General features: G+C 43.2%; 16 protein-coding genes. 9 read left to right on the top strand and 7 right to left on the bottom strand.

Annotated features, from left to right (window positions below):
• Positions 1 to 2 precede the first annotated feature (2 nt).
• The 7 genes from lpxA to tilS all read left to right on the top strand — a co-directional run bounded on the left by lpxA (position 3) and on the right by tilS (position 9,764).
• The gene (gene lpxA, locus PSI14_RS01725) at positions 3 to 800 is read left to right on the top strand and encodes an acyl-ACP--UDP-N-acetylglucosamine O-acyltransferase (protein ID WP_273574122.1); all 798 of its coding nucleotides are present in this window, start codon (positions 3 to 5) and stop codon (positions 798 to 800) included.
• Between the two features lie 4 nt (positions 801 to 804).
• On the top strand, positions 805 to 1,992 hold the full coding sequence (gene lpxB, locus PSI14_RS01720; RefSeq protein ID WP_273574121.1) for a lipid-A-disaccharide synthase: 1,188 nt from the start codon (positions 805 to 807) through the stop codon (positions 1,990 to 1,992).
• Complete coding sequence (gene rnhB, locus PSI14_RS01715; RefSeq protein ID WP_273574120.1) at positions 1,992 to 2,582, top strand: ribonuclease HII; 591 nt, start codon at positions 1,992 to 1,994, stop codon at positions 2,580 to 2,582. The genes lpxB and rnhB overlap by 1 nt, the downstream gene beginning before the upstream one ends.
• Positions 2,583 to 2,610: 28 nt before the next feature.
• Complete coding sequence (gene dnaE, locus PSI14_RS01710) at positions 2,611 to 6,093, top strand: DNA polymerase III subunit alpha (RefSeq protein WP_273574119.1); 3,483 nt, start codon at positions 2,611 to 2,613, stop codon at positions 6,091 to 6,093.
• 12 nt (positions 6,094 to 6,105) lie between these two features.
• The gene (accA, locus tag PSI14_RS01705; protein ID WP_273574118.1) at positions 6,106 to 7,065 is read left to right on the top strand and encodes an acetyl-CoA carboxylase carboxyl transferase subunit alpha; all 960 of its coding nucleotides are present in this window, start codon (positions 6,106 to 6,108) and stop codon (positions 7,063 to 7,065) included.
• A gap of 347 nt (positions 7,066 to 7,412) precedes the next feature.
• Entirely contained in the window at positions 7,413 to 8,330 is a 918-nt protein-coding gene (locus PSI14_RS01700; protein ID WP_273574117.1) for a DMT family transporter, read from the top strand.
• Between the two features lie 33 nt (positions 8,331 to 8,363).
• Positions 8,364 to 9,764 carry a tRNA lysidine(34) synthetase TilS gene (gene tilS / locus PSI14_RS01695; RefSeq protein WP_273574116.1) on the top strand — a complete coding sequence of 467 codons (1,401 nt, stop codon included), beginning with the start codon at positions 8,364 to 8,366 and terminating at the stop codon, positions 9,762 to 9,764.
• A gap of 55 nt (positions 9,765 to 9,819) precedes the next feature.
• On the opposite strand, the gene rof is transcribed toward tilS, so the two are convergent.
• Entirely contained in the window at positions 9,820 to 10,089 is a 270-nt protein-coding gene (gene rof / locus PSI14_RS01690) for a Rho-binding antiterminator (protein ID WP_273556049.1), read from the bottom strand.
• A gap of 388 nt (positions 10,090 to 10,477) precedes the next feature.
• Here rof and nlpE point away from each other — a divergent pair, with 388 nt between their 5' ends.
• Positions 10,478 to 11,161 carry an envelope stress response activation lipoprotein NlpE gene (nlpE, locus tag PSI14_RS01685; protein WP_273574115.1) on the top strand — a complete coding sequence of 228 codons (684 nt, stop codon included), beginning with the start codon at positions 10,478 to 10,480 and terminating at the stop codon, positions 11,159 to 11,161.
• Positions 11,162 to 11,250: 89 nt separating this feature from the next.
• Here the strand turns inward: nlpE and proS are convergent, their stop codons facing one another.
• The 6 genes from proS to metN all read right to left on the bottom strand — a co-directional run bounded on the left by proS (position 11,251) and on the right by metN (position 16,948).
• Positions 11,251 to 12,972, bottom strand: coding sequence for a proline--tRNA ligase (gene proS, locus PSI14_RS01680; RefSeq protein WP_273574114.1), 1,722 nt, complete (start codon positions 12,970 to 12,972; stop codon positions 11,251 to 11,253).
• Between the two features lie 115 nt (positions 12,973 to 13,087).
• Positions 13,088 to 13,795, bottom strand: coding sequence for a tRNA (N6-threonylcarbamoyladenosine(37)-N6)-methyltransferase TrmO (tsaA, locus tag PSI14_RS01675; RefSeq protein WP_273574113.1), 708 nt, complete (start codon positions 13,793 to 13,795; stop codon positions 13,088 to 13,090).
• Positions 13,796 to 13,827: 32 nt separating this feature from the next.
• On the bottom strand, positions 13,828 to 14,223 hold the full coding sequence (gene rcsF, locus PSI14_RS01670; protein WP_273574112.1) for an envelope stress sensor lipoprotein RcsF: 396 nt from the start codon (positions 14,221 to 14,223) through the stop codon (positions 13,828 to 13,830).
• 115 nt (positions 14,224 to 14,338) lie between these two features.
• A complete protein-coding gene (locus tag PSI14_RS01665; protein WP_273574111.1) occupies positions 14,339 to 15,154 on the bottom strand; it encodes a MetQ/NlpA family lipoprotein in 816 nt (271 codons plus the stop codon).
• Positions 15,155 to 15,270: 116 nt separating this feature from the next.
• Positions 15,271 to 15,924, bottom strand: coding sequence for a methionine ABC transporter permease MetI (locus PSI14_RS01660; RefSeq protein ID WP_273574110.1), 654 nt, complete (start codon positions 15,922 to 15,924; stop codon positions 15,271 to 15,273).
• On the bottom strand, positions 15,917 to 16,948 hold the full coding sequence (metN, locus tag PSI14_RS01655; protein WP_273574109.1) for a methionine ABC transporter ATP-binding protein MetN: 1,032 nt from the start codon (positions 16,946 to 16,948) through the stop codon (positions 15,917 to 15,919). The genes PSI14_RS01660 and metN overlap by 8 nt, the downstream gene beginning before the upstream one ends.
• Positions 16,949 to 17,126: 178 nt before the next feature.
• Between metN and gmhB the strand changes: the two genes are divergently transcribed.
• Positions 17,127 to 17,693, top strand: a complete 567-nt coding sequence (gene gmhB, locus PSI14_RS01650; RefSeq protein WP_273574108.1) for a D-glycero-beta-D-manno-heptose 1,7-bisphosphate 7-phosphatase — start codon at positions 17,127 to 17,129, stop codon at positions 17,691 to 17,693.
• Positions 17,694 to 17,849 lie beyond the last annotated feature (156 nt).

Genomic DNA, 17,849 nt, shown 5'->3' with positions numbered 1-17,849 from the left:
CCATGATTGATCAGACCGCTGTTATCCATCCCTCTTCCATTGTTGAAGAGGGCGCTGTCATTGGTGCTAATGTTCGTATTGGCCCATTTTGTTATATCGGTGCTCAGGTTGAGATTGGTGAAGGGACTGAGTTGAAATCCCATATTGTAATTAATGGGATCACCAAGATAGGTCGTGATAACCAGATTTATCAATTTGCCTCCATTGGTGAGGTGAATCAGGATCTCAAATATCAGGGTGAACCAACTTGCGTTGAAATTGGTGACCGTAATCGCATTCGTGAAAGTGTTTCTATCCATAGAGGCACTGTTCAGGGGGGTGGTGTGACTAAAGTTGGCAGTGACAACTTGCTGATGATTAACTCACATATCGCTCATGACTGCATCATTGGTGATCGTTGTATCATTGCGAACAATGGTACATTGGGTGGGCATGTTATTTTGGGTGATTACGTCATTATTGGTGGAATGACGGCGGTGCATCAATTTTGTCAGATTGGTTCCCATGTTATGGTCGGTGGTTGTTCTGGCGTTGCTCAGGATATTCCTCCTTACGTCATCGCACAGGGAAACCATGCAACACCATTCGGATTGAATATTGAAGGTCTGAAGCGCCGTGGGTTTGATAAAGAATCACTGCATGCAATTCGTAATTCCTATAAAACGCTTTATCGCAGTGGAAAAACATTGGAAGAAGCCAAAGAAGATATTGGCCTTCAAGCAGAAAACAATCCGCATGTGAAAGTATTCAGTGATTTTCTGGAAAATTCCGCAAAATCCAGCCGTGGCATCATTCGTTAAGTAGATGAAGGATACTCCTTTGACTACCTTTTCTTCTATTATTGATAATCAGCGCCCGCTGACAATTGGCTTGGTCGCCGGAGAAACATCCGGTGACATCCTTGGGGCTGGGTTGATTCGTGCATTGAAAGCAAAAATTCCGCACGCCCGCTTTGTGGGTGTTGCTGGCCCCCTTATGCAGGCAGAGGGTTGTGAAGCCTGGTATGAGATGGAAGAGCTGGCAGTAATGGGAATCGTCGAAGTTCTGGGTCGTTTGCCTCGTTTGCTAAAAATACGCAAAGACTTAACAGCGCGTTTTACCGCGTTGAAGCCTGATGTGTTTATTGGAATCGATGCTCCTGACTTCAACATTACGTTAGAAGGCCGGCTTAAACAGCAGGGCATTAGAACGATCCATTACGTTAGCCCGTCAGTGTGGGCATGGCGTCAGAAACGTGTGTTTAAAATTGGTCGGGCAACGGATTTGGTATTAGCATTTTTACCCTTTGAAAAATCTTTTTACGATCGGTTTAACGTTCCATGCCAGTTTATTGGGCACACGATGGCAGATGCGATGCCTTTGCAAACGGATAAAGCAGCCGCCAGAAAAATTTTGGATATTCCATTGACTGCTCACTGTCTGGCGATATTGCCCGGAAGTCGTCATGCTGAAGTAGAGATGTTGAGTGCTGATTTCTTAAAAACCGCACAACTATTACGGGAGAAATTTCCCGACCTGCAAGTCTTGGTTCCTTTGGTTAATGCCAAACGGCGTGAACAGTTTCAGCGCATTAAAGATGAAATAGCACCGGATTTGCAGATCCATTTATTGGATGGCAAGGCTCGTGAAGCTATGATTGCCAGTGATGCTACGTTACTTGCATCCGGTACGGCAGCGCTGGAGTGCATGCTGGCTAAATGCCCAATGGTAGTGGGCTATAGAATGAAACCTTTTACATTCTGGCTGGCAAAACGCTTGGTGAAAACACCGTATGTTTCCTTGCCTAACCTGCTGGCAGGCAAAGAATTAGTCAAAGAATTACTACAGGATGAATGCAAACCACAAGCGTTGTCAGAGGCATTGTTGCCTCTTTTGCTCGGTGGCGCTGATATGGAAGCGTTGAAACAAACGTTTTTGCATTTGCACGAAAGCATTCGCTGTGATGCCGATGAACAGGCTGCACAAGCCGTTCTGGAATTAGCGAGAAGATAATGGATTTTGTTTATCCTCAGGCGAATTTGATTGCCGGTGTTGATGAAGTTGGGCGCGGCCCATTAGTAGGGGCTGTAGTCACTGCGGCGGTTATTCTTGATCCAGCTAAACCCATCGCGGGTTTAATGGATTCGAAAAAACTCACGGAAAAACGTCGTGAAGCGCTGTATTTGGAAATAAAAGAAAAAGCCTTGTGTTGGAGTCTCGGTCGTGCAGAGCGGGAAGAAATTGATCAGCTCAACATCCTCCATGCCACAATGCTTGCTATGCAAAGAGCAGTAGAGGGTTTGTCACTCATACCTGACTATGTTCTGATTGATGGCAATCGTTGCCCAGCGTTAGCAATGCCAGCACAAGCTGTCGTAAAGGGCGATAATCTGGTTGCAGAAATAAGCGCCGCCTCCATTCTTGCCAAAGTAACGCGTGACAGAGAAATGGCAGAATTGGATAAACAGTTTCCTGACTATGGTTTTGCGAAACATAAAGGTTATCCTACAGCCCTACATCTAGAAAAACTGGCTTCTTTAGGTGCTACGGAGCATCATCGTAAAAGCTTTGCGCCAGTTAAACGGGCGTTAGGTCTTGGATAAAAATCTGGGATAAGTATCTGGACAGACTATGACAGAACCACGTTTTGTGCACTTACGTGTTCACAGTGATTATTCAATGATTGATGGTTTGGCTAAGACTGGCTCATTGGTGAAAAAAATTGCCAAATTGGGAATGCCAGCTTTTGCGATTACAGATTTCACCAATTTGTGTGGATTGGTGAAGTTCTATGGCAATGCCCACGAAGCCGGTATTAAGCCAATTATTGGTGCTGATTTTTATGTGGAAAGTGATTTGTTGGGGGACGAATATGCCCATCTGACGATCCTTGCCCGTAATAATGAAGGTTACCAGAACCTGACCCTGCTGATCTCAGAGGCTTACCAAAAAGGTTATGGTGCGATAGGACCGACCATCAAACGGGAATGGCTGGTAAAATACAAAGCTGGGCTGATCTTATTGTCGGGCGGGCGTATGGGCGATGTGGGTAAATTCCTGCTGCGTGGCAACCGTGTGATGGTGGATCAATGCCTTGATTTTTATCAGGAGCATTTCCCTGATAGCTATTATCTTGAGCTGATCCGTACTGGGCGTCAGGATGAAGAAAGCTACCTTCATGCGGCTGTGGCACTGGCAGCCGAAAATAATCTCCCCGTCGTGGCAACCAATGATGTCTGTTTTCTGGAAAGCGAAGATTTCGATGCCCATGAAATCCGGGTTGCTATTCATGATGGTTATACGCTGGCAGATCCGAAACGCCCTAAAAATTACAGCCCTCAGCAATATCTACGCAGTGAACAGGAGATGTGCGAGCTTTTCTCAGACATTCCTGAAGCATTACAAAATAGCGTAGAAATTGCTAAACGCTGTAACATCACGATCCGCCTTGGTGAATATTTTCTGCCGCAATTTCCGACGGGGGAAATGAGCACCGAAGATTTCCTCATTGAAAAATCCAAGCAAGGATTAGAAGAACGTCTGGAGTTTCTCTATCCCGATCCGGAGAGCAGGGCGCAAAAACGCCCAGAATATGATGAGCGTCTTGATATTGAGCTGAGAGTTATTAACCAGATGGGATTCCCTGGCTACTTCCTGATCGTGATGGAATTTATCCAGTGGTCGAAAGACAATGGTGTTCCCGTCGGCCCGGGGCGTGGCTCTGGTGCAGGCTCTCTTGTGGCTTATGCGTTAAAAATCACCGATCTTGATCCGTTGGAATTCGATCTGCTGTTTGAACGTTTCCTTAACCCTGAACGTGTTTCCATGCCTGACTTTGACGTCGATTTCTGTATGGAAAAACGCGATCAGGTTATTGATCACGTTGCAGATATGTACGGACGAGATGCAGTATCGCAGATTATCACTTTTGGTACGATGGCGGCGAAAGCGGTTATCCGCGATGTCGGGCGTGTGCTTGGGCATCCATATGGATTTGTTGATCGAATATCAAAACTGGTGCCTCCTGATCCCGGCATGACGCTGGAAAAAGCTTTTGCGGCTGAGCCACAGCTACCTGAAATTTACGAAGTGGATGAAGAGGTTAAAGCGCTGATAGACATGGCGCGCAAACTGGAAGGTGTCACCCGTAACGCAGGTAAACATGCCGGTGGTGTGGTTATTGCACCAACCAAGATTACTGATTTTGCACCGATTTACTGTGATCCAGAAGGGCAAAACCCGGTTACCCAGTTTGACAAGAACGATGTGGAATATGCGGGGCTGGTTAAGTTTGACTTCCTTGGCCTGAGAACCCTCACCATCATCAACTGGGCACTTGAGATGGTGAATGCACGCCGTACCAAGAAAGAGTTGGAGCCGATTGATATCGCGGCTATTCCGCTGGATGATCAGAAAAGCTTCGATATGCTGCAACGCTCTGAAACTACGGCAGTGTTCCAGCTTGAATCCCGCGGGATGAAGGATTTGATCAAACGCCTGCGTCCTGACTGCTTTGAAGACATGATCGCATTGGTGGCATTATTCCGCCCAGGGCCGTTGCAATCAGGCATGGTAGATAACTTTATCGACCGTAAACATGGACGGGAAGAGCTCTCCTACCCTGATGTTGAATGGCAGCACGAATCCTTAAAACCCGTATTGGAACCGACTTACGGTATCATTCTGTATCAGGAACAGGTGATGCAGATTGCTCAGGTTTTGGCGGGTTATACGCTTGGTGGTGCAGATATGCTCCGTCGTGCAATGGGCAAGAAAAAGCCAGAGGAGATGGCTAAACAGCGGTCAGTATTTGAAGAGGGAGCGATAAAACAGGGCGTTAATGGCGAACTTTCCATGAAAATCTTCGATTTGGTGGAAAAATTCGCAGGTTATGGCTTCAACAAATCTCACTCCGCAGCTTATGCATTGGTTTCTTATCAGACTTTATGGCTGAAAGCTCACTATCCGGCAGAATTTATGGCGGCCGTGATGACGGCTGATATGGATAATACTGAAAAAGTCGTTGGGCTGGTGGATGAGTGCTGGCGCATGGGGCTTAAAGTGTTACCTCCTGATATTAATAGTGGCTTGTATCATTTCCACGTCAATGATGACGGAGAAATTGTTTACGGCATTGGTGCGATTAAAGGTGTTGGTGAAGGGCCGATCGAAGCGATTATCGAAGCCCGGCAGAAAGGAGGGCATTTTAAGGAACTATTTGACCTGTGCGCCCGCGTTGATATCAAAAAAATAAATCGCCGTGTGATGGAAAAACTGATTATGTCCGGTGCTTTTGATCGGCTGGGTCCACACCGTGCGGCACTGATGTCTTCTCTGGAAGGTGCGCTGAAAGCAGCGGATCAACACGCTAAAGCTGAAGCCACAGGTCAAACAGATATGTTTGGCGTGTTGGCGGAAGAGCCAGAACAGGTTGAGCGTTCATATGCCAGTACGCCGAAATGGCCAGATCAGGTCGTCTTGGATGGTGAGCGGGAAACACTGGGTTTGTATTTAACTGGGCACCCGATCACAAGTTATTTGAAAGAGATTGAACGATATACGAATGGGTTGCGTCTAAAAGATGTGAATCCAACACCTCGTGGTCAAGTAACAACTGTAGTAGGTTTAGTGTTAGCATCCAAAATATTGACAACTAAACGGGGAAACCGGATTGGTATCAGTACATTGGATGATCGCTCAGGACGACTGGAGATCATGCTGTTTTCTGATGCGCTGGAAAGATATCAGCATTTATTGGAACAGGACAAGATTTTGATTGCTACCGGACAAGTCAGCTTTGATGACTTCAATGGTGGGCTTAAAATGACAGTTCGTGAATTAATGGATATCAGTGAGGCCCGTGAAAAATTTGCACGTGGGCTTGCTATCTCGTTATCAGACAGGCAAATTGATGAACAATTATTGAACCGCCTCCGTGGTGCATTGGAGCCACACCGTTCAGGTACGATACCGGTTCATCTTTATTACCAGCGGGTAGATGCCCGCGCCCGTTTACGATTCGGTGCAACATGGCGGGTAACGCCAACGGACACCCTTTTGACAGATCTGCGAACTCTGCTGGGTAATGAGCAGGTAGAATTAGAATTTGACTAGAATAGGAACGTTATGAGTCTGAATTTTCTGGATTTTGAACAGCCGATTGCCGAGTTGGAAGCGAAAATTGATTCGCTCACCGCAGTTAGCCGTCAAGATGAAAAGCTAGATATCAATCTGGATGAAGAAGTCCAGCGTCTGCGGGAAAAAAGCCTAGAGCTGACTCGCAAGATTTTCGCTGATTTAGGGGCATGGCAAATTTCCCAGCTATCACGCCATCCACTGCGCCCTTATACACTGGATTATATTAAGCACATATTTACTGACTTTGAAGAGTTGGCGGGTGATCGTGCCTATGCTGATGATAAGGCAATAGTCGGTGGTTTGGCGCGTATTGATGGTCGTCCGGTCATGGTGATTGGTCACCAGAAAGGGCGCGAAACGAAAGAAAAGATCCGCCGTAATTTTGGTATGCCATCGCCTGAAGGTTATCGCAAGTCATTGAGATTGATGGAAATGGCAGAGCGCTTCAAATTGCCAATCATTACTTTCATTGATACTCCTGGCGCGTATCCTGGGGTAGGTGCAGAAGAGCGTGGTCAGTCAGAGGCCATTGCCCGTAACCTGCGTGAAATGTCTCGTCTTTCCGTACCTATTGTCTGTACAGTTATTGGTGAGGGTGGCTCTGGTGGTGCATTGGCACTGTGTGTTGGTGATAAAGTAAACATGCTGCAATACAGTACTTTTTCTACTATCTCTCCTGAAGGCTGTGCATCCATTTTGTGGAAAAGTGCTGAAAAAGCGCCATTGGCGGCTGAAGCGATGGGGAACACAGCACCACGCCTGAAAGAATTAAACCTGATTGATATGGTTATTTCAGAACCATTGGGTGGCGCGCACCGTAACTATGAAATAATAGCTGAAACATTGAAGACTCAATTGTTGGCTGATCTTGCTGAGTTGACCGAACTGGACAGTGAAGAATTAGTTAACCGTCGTTATGAGCGCTTGATGCAATACGGTTACTGCTAAGATTAGCACGCAAATTCTGGGAGCCATTATTGATAATGGCTTCTACATAATACGGCGTTATTTTTAATATCTCTTTATTTTTAATATCGCTAATAGCAGGTGGAAAGTACTGAGGAGTGATAAATCCCTAGTCTTTCCACCTGTTTTGCTGTTTATAAGGGGAAATCATCACGATATAGAATGATTCTCGTATTATTATTTTTGATGACATTATACCCAATGGATTTCAAGATGCGTCGCGCGGCAAGTGAGCGCAGCCAACAAAGAGGCAACTTGGAAGACGAAAGGTATAGATGGAAATAGGTGCCTCGTGGGCTGGGCTTTAAAATAATAAGTTGAGTTTTTCTATGACAAAATACCAATATATTATTTATGCATTTTCTTGTGTGTTTATCTGGAGTTTTATTCCTTCTATATCGCGTTTTGGTCAGGAAGAGATGGATCATTTCCAATATTTATTCTGGTCAAATATTTTGTCTGTTTTGGCGGTATTTGTTGTCGCTCTCATGATGGGGCGAAATTGGAAGAAACTTTTACTCATTCCTCTTTCCATTATGCCTAAAGTATTGATTTTAGGTGCTTTAGATTGTTTCTTCTATTTGCTGCTTTATTATGGTTACTCCATTGAGAATGGTGTTGCTGTGTTGGTAATTCAATATAGCTGGCCGTTAATGATTATTGGGTTATCATTTTTCCTGTTTAAAGAAAAACTGTCGATCAGGCAGATGATGGGTATTGCAATGGGTTTTATGGCTGTTGTGATTACGTTTACGAAAGGAAATATCACAGAGATTGCGGTGGAACATCCTCAGGCTTTGTTGCTGGTATTTAGCGGAGCGTTTTGCTTTGCATTAATGTCGGTATTATCAAGACAATTCGCTATTGATCCCTATATTAGTACGTTATGGGTATTCATGTGTTCTACATTAGTATCTGCGGTATTTATGTTTGCTTTCAGCAGCATTAATTTACCTGTCGGTGATTCATTAATACCAACATTGCTTAACGGCATCATACTGAATGGGGTTTCTTATATCATTTGGTTCAAGGCGATGAACAGTCCTGATTCTCATAAAATTGCCTCCATCTTATTTTTATCACCAGTCTTGTCGATGATGTGGATTATCCTGTTTTTTGATGATGCGTTTGTCCCTGCCTATGCGATCGGACTGGCGTTGGTTATCATTTCTGGATTACTTTGCATCAGTGCTAAGAAAAAATCGTCCGAACAAAATAAATTGATGGATGATCTGATTGAGGATTGATCTGGCAAAAATGAAGAAGGGTTTGGTTCCATAATGGCAAGTATTCATGATCTTCTGCTCACGACGTTGGCAGAACAAATTGGTCAGCATAAAAAGATTTTAGTTGGATTTAGCGGTGGATTGGATTCCACCGTATTGTTGCATTTGCTTGTTAGTTTGCGGACTCAATCTCACCCATTGAGTAGTAAGCGAATAGCGTTAAGGGCAATCCATATTCATCATGGTTTAAACTCAAAGGCGGATTTATGGGTTGAGCATTGTCGCCAGATTTGTGCTGACTGGCAGGTTGATTTTCGGATTGAAAAAGTCACGCTTGATACTCGCCAGAATGGAATTGAAGCTGCGGCCCGAAATGCCCGTTATCACGCGTTCCAACAGGAGCTACAGCAGGACGAAGTTTTAATAACGGCGCAACATCTTGATGATCAAGCAGAAACGTTTTTATTAGCCTTGAAACGAGGAAGTGGCCCGGCTGGGTTATCTTCCATGCCTTCCAGAATGCCATTTGCGGGAACGACATTGATTCGCCCTTTGCTAAATATAAGTCGTGCAGAATTGGAAGAGTATGCTCAGGCGCAAAGGTTGCAATGGGTAGAGGACGATAGCAATCAAGATGATCGTTATGACCGTAATTTCCTGCGCCTGAATATCATGCCGTTACTCAATCAGCGTTGGCCTCACTTTCCGCAAGCTGTTTCCCGTAGTGCCAGCTTGTGTGGGGAGCAAGAACAATTACTGGATGAATTGCTGAAAGAATCTTTGAATGCATTGATTACATTGGAGGGTTCGATATTTATTCCTCCTTTGGAAAACAGTTCTGAAGCAAAACGAAATGCGTTGTTGCGACGATGGCTCAATCAGTGTGGTGTAAAAATGCCAGCACGAGAGCAGCTCCAACGAATTTGGTCAGAAGTGGCACTTGCCAGGCAAGACGCAGAACCTCGCTTTAGATTAGGACAATATGATATTCGTCGTTATCGGCAACAACTTTGGTTGATACCTCAATACCAGAGTTTGACGGGGACTATTCTTGAATGGGATATACACCAGGAATTGATGTTGCCAGATGGGTTGGGAACACTGCGCCTTTCGCAAGAAAATGATGTTAAAGCAAATAATATCAAAGAAAATGGTATTAAAAAAAATAGTATTAAAAAAAATAGTATTAAAGTGAGAATGCCAAACAGTAATGAGCAAGTAACAATTCGTTTTGGTGTTCAGGGTACAATTAGTATTGTAGGACGGCAACATTCTCGACACAGTAAAAAATTGTGGCAAGAATTAGGCGTTGCACCTTGGCTCAGAGAGAGAACTCCTTTGCTCTATTACAATGAAAAACTGATTGCAGCACTGGGTGTTTTCATCACTAAAGAAGGTCAGAGTTTGTCTGATGACGAGAGGATTTCAGTTCAGTGGAAGAAAATTGCTTTTTAAAAAAGCCCTTATTTTATATAAGGACTTTAGAGGAGGGGGCAATTGTTATTCGCGGTTATGATGAAGAATGCTCAATAACAATCGTTCCAATTTCTGGATTGTTGAAACTGATAATGTAATCCAATCTGAATTCACGGGTTCCTTCATTTGAATCGATGAGAAGATATTCAATTTTTTTTCTTAAAATCAGCTTATTAGCTTTGCCTTCAAATATTTCACCACCTCGTAATTGGAGATGCAAATGTAGCTGGCGTTGGCAAGCTAGCTCAAGGTTATCGTAATCATCACAGTTAATTGGTTGATATTCTTCATTATCTATAGACATATTTGCTCACCACTATGTTAGTGGCGGTTATCGTGCCGCCCGTGATTGACCAGAATCAAACGCAAAACGCTACTTACGACTATAGCACAGTAAGCTTTCCGTGATTACTGGGTGAATCTGTAAGAATTTTATTGAAACAAATTTTATTGAAACAAGAAGCAGGTTAAATTTGTATCTTATCATTACGCAACTCAATTAAGTCATACTATTTGATTTTTCTCTCCGTATATTTGGGAATATGGGGAAGTAACGTTAATCTTGTCACGTAAAGCTCATGTTTTATAGGACGTTATAAAAAATGGGTTATACGTTTTACCTTTCAAGTTGTTGCTTTGTGACTGAAACTTAAAACTAATTGATTATCTTTTTGAATTTGTTGGGTTAAATGATGAATAAAAAAATATTACTTGCATTGCTGGCTGCTGGTGTTTTCACCGTAGCTGGGTGTCAGAACATTCCAGCCACACAGAATGACTCTGTACCTCAGGGACAGTCTCAATCAACCGAGAAAGTGTTTAGTGGCATTATCCCTTGTGCAGATTGCTCAGGTATCGAGACTACCTTACAGCTTGCTAAAGATGGGACTTATATATTGGGGCAAACTTATTTGAAAGCCAAAAGTGAGGAAAATACTTTCTTTGAAACGGGTCACTGGGCGATAAACGGCAAAAAGATTATCTTGAGTAATCAAGACGGTAAAAAATCTTATTACCTGATCAAAGGTGAAAATTTGGACATGCTGGATATTAACGGTGAGCCAATTCAATCAAGCTTCAATTATGAATTAGAGAAAGTAGCACCGAAAAAACTGGCTGGAGAATACAGCTATTTTGCTGATTCAGCGCTTTTTACAGAATGTGATACCGGAAGACGTTATGATGCTTCTGAAAATATCGATTTAGAACGTGGTTACAGCGCTATGGGAGTAGAAGGTGGAACTCCTGTTTATGTGGAAGTAGAAGGTTACTACACGCTTCGCCCTTCAATGGAAGATGGGTTGTTTGATAATGCAGTGATCCAAACAGGTAAAATTCGTTTTGATAAAACCTCTTCCTGTTATACCAAGAAATAACGAATAACAGCGGAATATAAGCCATATATGAAAAACCTGCGCAATTAATACGCAGGTTTTTCAGTTGAAGCAGGTACTTTTAAGCAAAATCAAGCTTGTTGAATATGACCTTTCAGGTAATCAACAATATTGTCCAATTTCAGCATTTGCTTGTCACCTGTGCGGCGATATTTGTATTCGATCTCATCATTATCCAAGTTGCGATCACCGATAACCAGAGTATGTGGTACACCGATCAGTTCCATGTCAGCAAACATGACACCAGGGCGCTCTTTACGATCATCGAAAATGACATCAATACCGTTGGCACGTAAGTCCGCATATAATTTTTCAGCGACTTCTTTCACTCGGTAAGATTTGTGCATGTTCATTGGCAGAATTGCCACTTGGAATGGGGCAATCGCATCTGGCAAGATGACTCCACGATCATCGTGATTCTGCTCAATGGCCGCTGCAACGATACGGGTCACACCAATACCGTAACATCCCATGGCGACAACTTGATTGTGTCCATCTTCGTTTTGTACAGTTGCTTTCAGGGCATCAGAATACTTAGTGCCTAATTGGAAGATATGACCAACTTCAATACCACGCTTGATTAACAGTGTTCCTTTGCCATCAGGGCTGGTATCACCTTCAACGACATTACGGATATCAGCGATGTCTGGTAGTGGTAAGTCACGTTCCCAGTTAATACCAAAGTGGTGTTTATCATCAATATTAGCACCTGCACCGAAATCACTCATGACGGATACGCTGCGGTCAATAATGACAGGCATAGGCAGATTGACCGGACCTAAAGAGCCTGGACCCGCTTTCACGATGGCACGAATTTCTTCTTCGCTAGCGAAACTCAGGGGGCTGGCGACCAAAGGCAATTTTTCTGCTTTTATTTCATTCAGTTCATGGTCACCACGTACCAGCAAAGCAACTAATTGATGTCCACTTTCTTTTGCGGCATGAACGATCAGAGTTTTGACGGTTTTTTCAATGGGTAGATTGAATTGTTCGACCAGTTCAGCAATGGTTTTAGCATTTGGTGTATCGACCAGATGCATCTCTTCAGACGGAGCCGCACGTTCCTGAGATGGCATGACAGCTTCAGCTAATTCAATATTGGCTGCGTAGCTGGATTCTGTAGAGAAGACGATATCATCTTCCCCACTGTCTGCCAGAACCTGAAACTCATGGGAGGCACTACCCCCGATGGAGCCGGTATCTGCCATCACTGCGCGGAAATCCAGCCCGATGCGGGTAAAGATTTTGCTGTAGGCATCGTACATCTTGTCATAAGTCTCTTGCAGAGACTCTTGATTGGTATGAAAAGAGTAAGCATCTTTCATGATGAATTCACGTGAACGCATGACACCAAAGCGTGGACGCACTTCATCACGGAATTTGGTCTGGATCTGGAACAGATTTAACGGAAGCTGTTTATAAGAAGTTACTTCGTTACGAATCAAGTCAGTGATGACTTCTTCATGAGTTGGTCCCAAAACAAAAGGACGGGCACCACGATCTTCAAAACGTAGTAATTCTGCACCATATTGTTCCCAACGGCCACTTTCCTGCCACAAATCTGCTGGCTGAACTACCGGCATGGAAACCTCAATCGCTCCTGCATTATTCATCTCTTCACGAACAATGTTTTCAACTTTTCTCAACACGCGGACACCTGTCGGCATCCAGTTGTATAGACCTGAAGCGAGTTTACGGATCATTCCGGCGCGAAGCATCAGTTTATGACTGACTACTTCTGCATCAGCAGGCGTCTCTTTTAAAGTAGAGAGCAGATATTGACTAGTACGCATAGTAAGTTTCCATTGGATAGCAAATTGCTTTTGGGCAGTAAGATATTACCACCCAACCCAGAAAATAAAGACAAACCGCTAGTCTACCAGCGAGCTTGCGATGTCAAAAGGAGTTTTAGCGGCGTTCGATAGAAACCACTTCTGTTATGGCATCAAAAACTAGCCAGCGAACGTTGAAATCTAAGATGTGAGCTGCATATATTCGGTTTTCCTGCGCTTTTTTACGGTAGGCAGGACGCGGGTCCTGAGCCAATACTTGGCTGATAAATCGTCTCAGATAAGGGTAATTGGCTTGGTGGGATAGAAGTTGGCATTCTGCTTCTGGTGAGAAATTGACGACCATGTCTGTATTTGGCGCTGTTTGGGCAAAACCCGCTTTGGCTTCGGGACGTGATTCAGCGAAAGGCAAGTAAGGTTTGATATCGATAACAGGTGTACCATCCACCAAATCCAAACTACCAAGCTCTAGGATGACACGGTTGTTCTCGCATTGAATGCCTTTCAATTCTACCAGTGACATGCCAATTGGATTGGGACGGAAAGTTGAACGGGTAGCAAACACGCCCATTTTCGCATTTCCGCCTAAACGGGGAGGCCGTACCAATGGATTCCAGCCACCCTCCATGGTTTGATGAAACACAAAAATAATCCATAGATGACTGAACTGCTCCAGCCCGCGTACTGCATCAACCTGATTGTAGGGAGCAAGTAACTCTAGCTGCCCTGTACCATCTTCGACCAAACCCGGTTGACGGGGAATGGCAAATTTCTCTTTATAAGGAGAATGAATGGTTCCTATTTGCGTAAAATGAAAATCTGCCATGAGCGTTTTTTATAATAAAGATCCAGTCATAATTATTTATGGGTTGTCAGTAATGCTGACCCTTCACAAATAGCAGTTTGATAGCAACCTTGACCAGCTAAAATTGCACATTGATGAAGTAAAACTGCGTTTGCATTTAGATAAGAGGCTTTTGCTAACATTTTTTGCCGTGCGGTTGCAATACTGGCAGGAGAGTCTTGCAGTGTATTGCGGCAGGATTCTCCGGCTACAATACCTAATTCTTTAAATGATAAACCTAAAAGCTCATCCGGTTTGGTATATAGGCGGACGTAAGAGGGAGCCTTGTTTTTCTTGACTGACTGGTGTTTCAACTTCGAATCACGCATATCAGATTTATCGGACTGAGTTGGCAGTGAATTACACCCTGCAATAAAGAACGCCATGAAACAGATAGCTAACATACGCATTGAGTTGAATCCTCATATTGATAGCGTCAGTAAGTGGGGATTGAGTGAAAGAAAATGGGTGGATATAAAAATATCCACCCAATGATTTTAATCTTGATTGACTGAATAGGAAAGATTACCAGCCTTTTATTGCTCCACCCTTGAAGACCTTATCAGCTTCTTTTTCTACTTCTGGAGATTGGTACGCTTTCACGAATTTCTGCACATTTTCCGCATTTTTATTGTTTTCACGACTGACAATAATATTTACGTAAGGTGAGTTTTTATCTTCAACAAAGAGTCCATCTTGCTCTGGTGTTAACCCAATCTGCCCTGCATAGGTATTATTGATAATCGCAAAAGCAATCTTTTGGTCATCCAATGAACGTGGCAGTTGTGGCGCTTCCAACTGTACGAGATCTAAGTGCTTAGGATTGCTGGTAATGTCCAAAATAGTTGGCAGCAGACCAACACCCTCTTTCAGAGTGATAAGACCTTGTTTTTGTAATAACAGTAGAGCGCGGCCCTGATTAGTCGGATCGTTGGGGATAGCAATTTGAGAACCATCTTGCAATTCATCCAGTGACTTAATTTTTTTGGAATAGGCCGCCATTGGGAAAATGAAAGAGTTACCAACAATTGCCAATTTGTAATTACGATCTTTCACTTGCTGATCTAAAAAAGGCTTATGCTGGAAGACATTCACATCAATATCGCCCTTACTCAATGACTCATTTGGCAGAACGTAATCATTGAATGTAGTCAGTTCAACATCAAGGCCATATTTATCTTTAGCCACTTGTTTAGCCACTTCAGCAACTTTAAGTTCAGGTCCTGCAATAACTCCAATCCTGATATGGTTCGGGTCACGTTGTTCCTGCCCACAACCGGCAAGAATTAATGTACCTAATAATGCACTGATTGCCGCAATGGATTTCAATTTTACTGACATATTTTCACCCCTATTGAATACTGATTTATAACCTGTCTTATCAAGTTACTGTGTACCGCTATAATGAGGCTCTTAGGTACAAGCCCTGTCCTTACCAAAACCTTGTTGAAATAATCTTATTTACGATTAAGCGCTTTCACTAAATGATCACCGCCTAATTGAATCAAGAATACTAAAACAACCAACAATGCTAATACGGTATTCATCACTGTCGCGTCATAGCCGATATATCCATACTGATAGCCAATCTGCCCCAAGCCCCCGGCGCCAACAGCCCCGCCCATTGCAGAATAACCAACTAATGTGATTAAGGTTATGGTGGCGGAATTAATCAAACTTGGTAATGCTTCCGGCAATAGGATCTTTTTAACAATCTGAAACGGTGTTGCGCCCATTGCACGCGCTGCTTCAATTAAGCCAGTCGGAATTTCCAATAATGCATTTTCCACCATGCGGGCAATAAACGGTGCAGCCCCTACGGTCAGCGGAACAATCGCTGCCTGCAATCCGATTGATGTTCCTACAATCAGACGGGTAAATGGAATCATCCATACCAATAGAATAATGAAAGGTATTGAACGCGTAATATTTACCAATGCAGAAAGTATGCGATAAAGAGCACCATTTTCAATAATCTGCCCAGGACGGGTAACATATAAAAGCACACCCGCCGGCAAGCCAATAACAAAACCAAAGAAACCGGAAACAAAAGTCATTACGAGAGTTTCCCAGACTCCTTTAGCTAATAATAAAATCATTCCTTCAGACATAACCGAGAACCTCTACTTTCACATGATGCTTTTCTAAAAATTCAATTGTTGATTTGATGCTATCGCTTTCCCCGTCTAATTCAGCCAGCATAACCCCGAATTTAACACCACCGGCGTAGTCGATTTGAGAACTTAATATGCCAATATCAATATTAAAGTGGCGAACAGCCATCGAAATTAAAGGTGCATCAACTGATTTACCTGTGAATTCCAATTTCAATAATGGACTGCGATCAGGCGCGGATTCCGGTTGTAACTTCTTTAAGTAATCTTCAGGAATATCCAAATGCAACGTAGACTTGATAAATTCTTGGGCAATCGGCGTCTTGGGATGTGAGAATATTGCGCTCACAATATCTTGTTCAATCAATTGACCACCACTGATGACGGCAACTTGATCACAAATACGTTTAACAACGTCCATTTCATGGGTAATTAGAAGAATAGTTAATCCCAGTCGACGATTAATGTCTTTTAATAATTCTAGTATAGAACGAGTTGTTGCTGGATCCAGAGCGCTGGTGGCTTCGTCACACAGAAGCACTTTGGGAGAGTTTGCCAGTGCCCGTGCAATAGCAACACGCTGCTTTTGTCCACCAGATAAATTGGCAGGATAAGCATCATGTTTGTCTGTGAGGCCGACTAAATCTAGCAATTCGTTAACTTTAACCTTTATATCGGCTTTTGACGTGTTGTTAAGTTCCAGAGGTAACGCAACATTGTCAAATACTGTTCTGGATGACAGCAAATTAAAGTGCTGGAAAATCATGCCAATATGACGACGTGCATGAGTAAGTTCACGTTCTGAAAGAGAAGTGAGATCTTGCCCAGCCACTAATACCTGACCAGAAGTCGGGCGCTCAAGCATATTCACACAGCGGATTAGGGTGCTTTTGCCTGCACCGGAAGAGCCAATGACGCCATATATTTGTCCCTGTGGGACATGCAGGTTGATATCTGAAAGCGCTTTTATAGAACGCGTTCCTTGTTGAAATATCTTATTTATCTGAGTCAGTCTTATCATTTTTTTCTTATTAGATGTAGAGATGAACGACTTGAGAACATTTCAACAAGCCATGAATTAAAGTGGATGTTAAGGCGTCTAGACGTCTAAGTCAACTACGAATAAATTAAATGCTGCATTCTCATTCAGTAATAAATCATGCGATACTGTCCGCTTGGTACATTCTTGGAGCTATCAGGTGACTCAAGGTATTCCCGCTGTATTTTTAGATCGTGACGGCACGATTAACATCGATCATGGTTATGTGCATGAGATAGATAATTTTCAATTTATTGATGGCGCGATTGAAGCCATGCTTGAACTGAAAGAAATGGGCTATGCTCTGGTTTTGGTTACAAATCAGTCAGGCATTGCGCGTAAGATTTTCACTGAAGATCAGTTTATGCAGTTAACTGAATGGATGGATTGGTCATTGGCGGATAGAGGTGTTGATCTTGATGGTATCTATTATTGTCCCCATCATCCAGAAGCAGAGAGTGAAGAACATAAGAAGAGCTGTAACTGCCGCAAACCACAGCCAGGTATGTTGCTGGATGCACAGCAAGAATTACATATCGATATGTCTTCTTCTTATATGGTAGGAGACAAAATAGAAGATATGTTAGCCGCCAATGCAGCAAAAGTTGGTACTAAGGTTCTTGTTCGTACAGGAAAACCAGTCACAGAAGAAGCAGAACAAGCTGCAGATTTAGTAGTTAATAGCTTGTCAGACCTACCAAATGTGATAAAAAATAGGCAAAAATAACCTTTTTGGCTAAATTGTAAGCGCTTAAATAAAAAATCACAAAAAAGTCTTGCCTAAATCAGAAGGGTCCCTATAATGCGCATCCGTTGTCACGACAAACATACAAACCTGTCGGGATGACAAAGTGAAAGGCCTTGAAAAATAAGGCTTGACACG

The sequence above is a fragment of the Xenorhabdus anantnagensis genome, assembly GCF_028598555.1.
GTDB lineage: Bacteria > Pseudomonadota > Gammaproteobacteria > Enterobacterales > Enterobacteriaceae > Xenorhabdus > Xenorhabdus anantnagensis.
This window is presented reverse-complemented; position numbering and strand designations above follow the sequence as displayed.

Bases quoted from the DNA above. Each gene is read 5' to 3' on its own strand.
- PSI14_RS01665 (WP_273574111.1), bottom strand. From the start codon at position 15,154: ATGTCAGTAAAATTGAAATCCATTGCGGCAATCAGTGCATTATTAGGT.
- rof (WP_273556049.1), bottom strand. From the start codon at position 10,089: ATGTCTATAGATAATGAAGAATATCAACCAATTAACTGTGATGATTAC.
- tsaA (WP_273574113.1), bottom strand. From the start codon at position 13,795: ATGGCAGATTTTCATTTTACGCAAATAGGAACCATTCATTCTCCTTAT.
- nlpE (WP_273574115.1), top strand. From the start codon at position 10,478: ATGAATAAAAAAATATTACTTGCATTGCTGGCTGCTGGTGTTTTCACC.
- metN (WP_273574109.1), bottom strand. From the start codon at position 16,948: ATGATAAGACTGACTCAGATAAATAAGATATTTCAACAAGGAACGCGT.
- PSI14_RS01700 (WP_273574117.1), top strand. From the start codon at position 7,413: ATGACAAAATACCAATATATTATTTATGCATTTTCTTGTGTGTTTATC.
- PSI14_RS01660 (WP_273574110.1), bottom strand. From the start codon at position 15,924: ATGTCTGAAGGAATGATTTTATTATTAGCTAAAGGAGTCTGGGAAACT.
- rnhB (WP_273574120.1), top strand. From the start codon at position 1,992: ATGGATTTTGTTTATCCTCAGGCGAATTTGATTGCCGGTGTTGATGAA.
- tilS (WP_273574116.1), top strand. From the start codon at position 8,364: ATGGCAAGTATTCATGATCTTCTGCTCACGACGTTGGCAGAACAAATT.
- proS (WP_273574114.1), bottom strand. From the start codon at position 12,972: ATGCGTACTAGTCAATATCTGCTCTCTACTTTAAAAGAGACGCCTGCT.
- lpxA (WP_273574122.1), top strand. From the start codon at position 3: ATGATTGATCAGACCGCTGTTATCCATCCCTCTTCCATTGTTGAAGAG.
- rcsF (WP_273574112.1), bottom strand. From the start codon at position 14,223: ATGCGTATGTTAGCTATCTGTTTCATGGCGTTCTTTATTGCAGGGTGT.
- accA (WP_273574118.1), top strand. From the start codon at position 6,106: ATGAGTCTGAATTTTCTGGATTTTGAACAGCCGATTGCCGAGTTGGAA.
- dnaE (WP_273574119.1), top strand. From the start codon at position 2,611: ATGACAGAACCACGTTTTGTGCACTTACGTGTTCACAGTGATTATTCA.
- lpxB (WP_273574121.1), top strand. From the start codon at position 805: ATGAAGGATACTCCTTTGACTACCTTTTCTTCTATTATTGATAATCAG.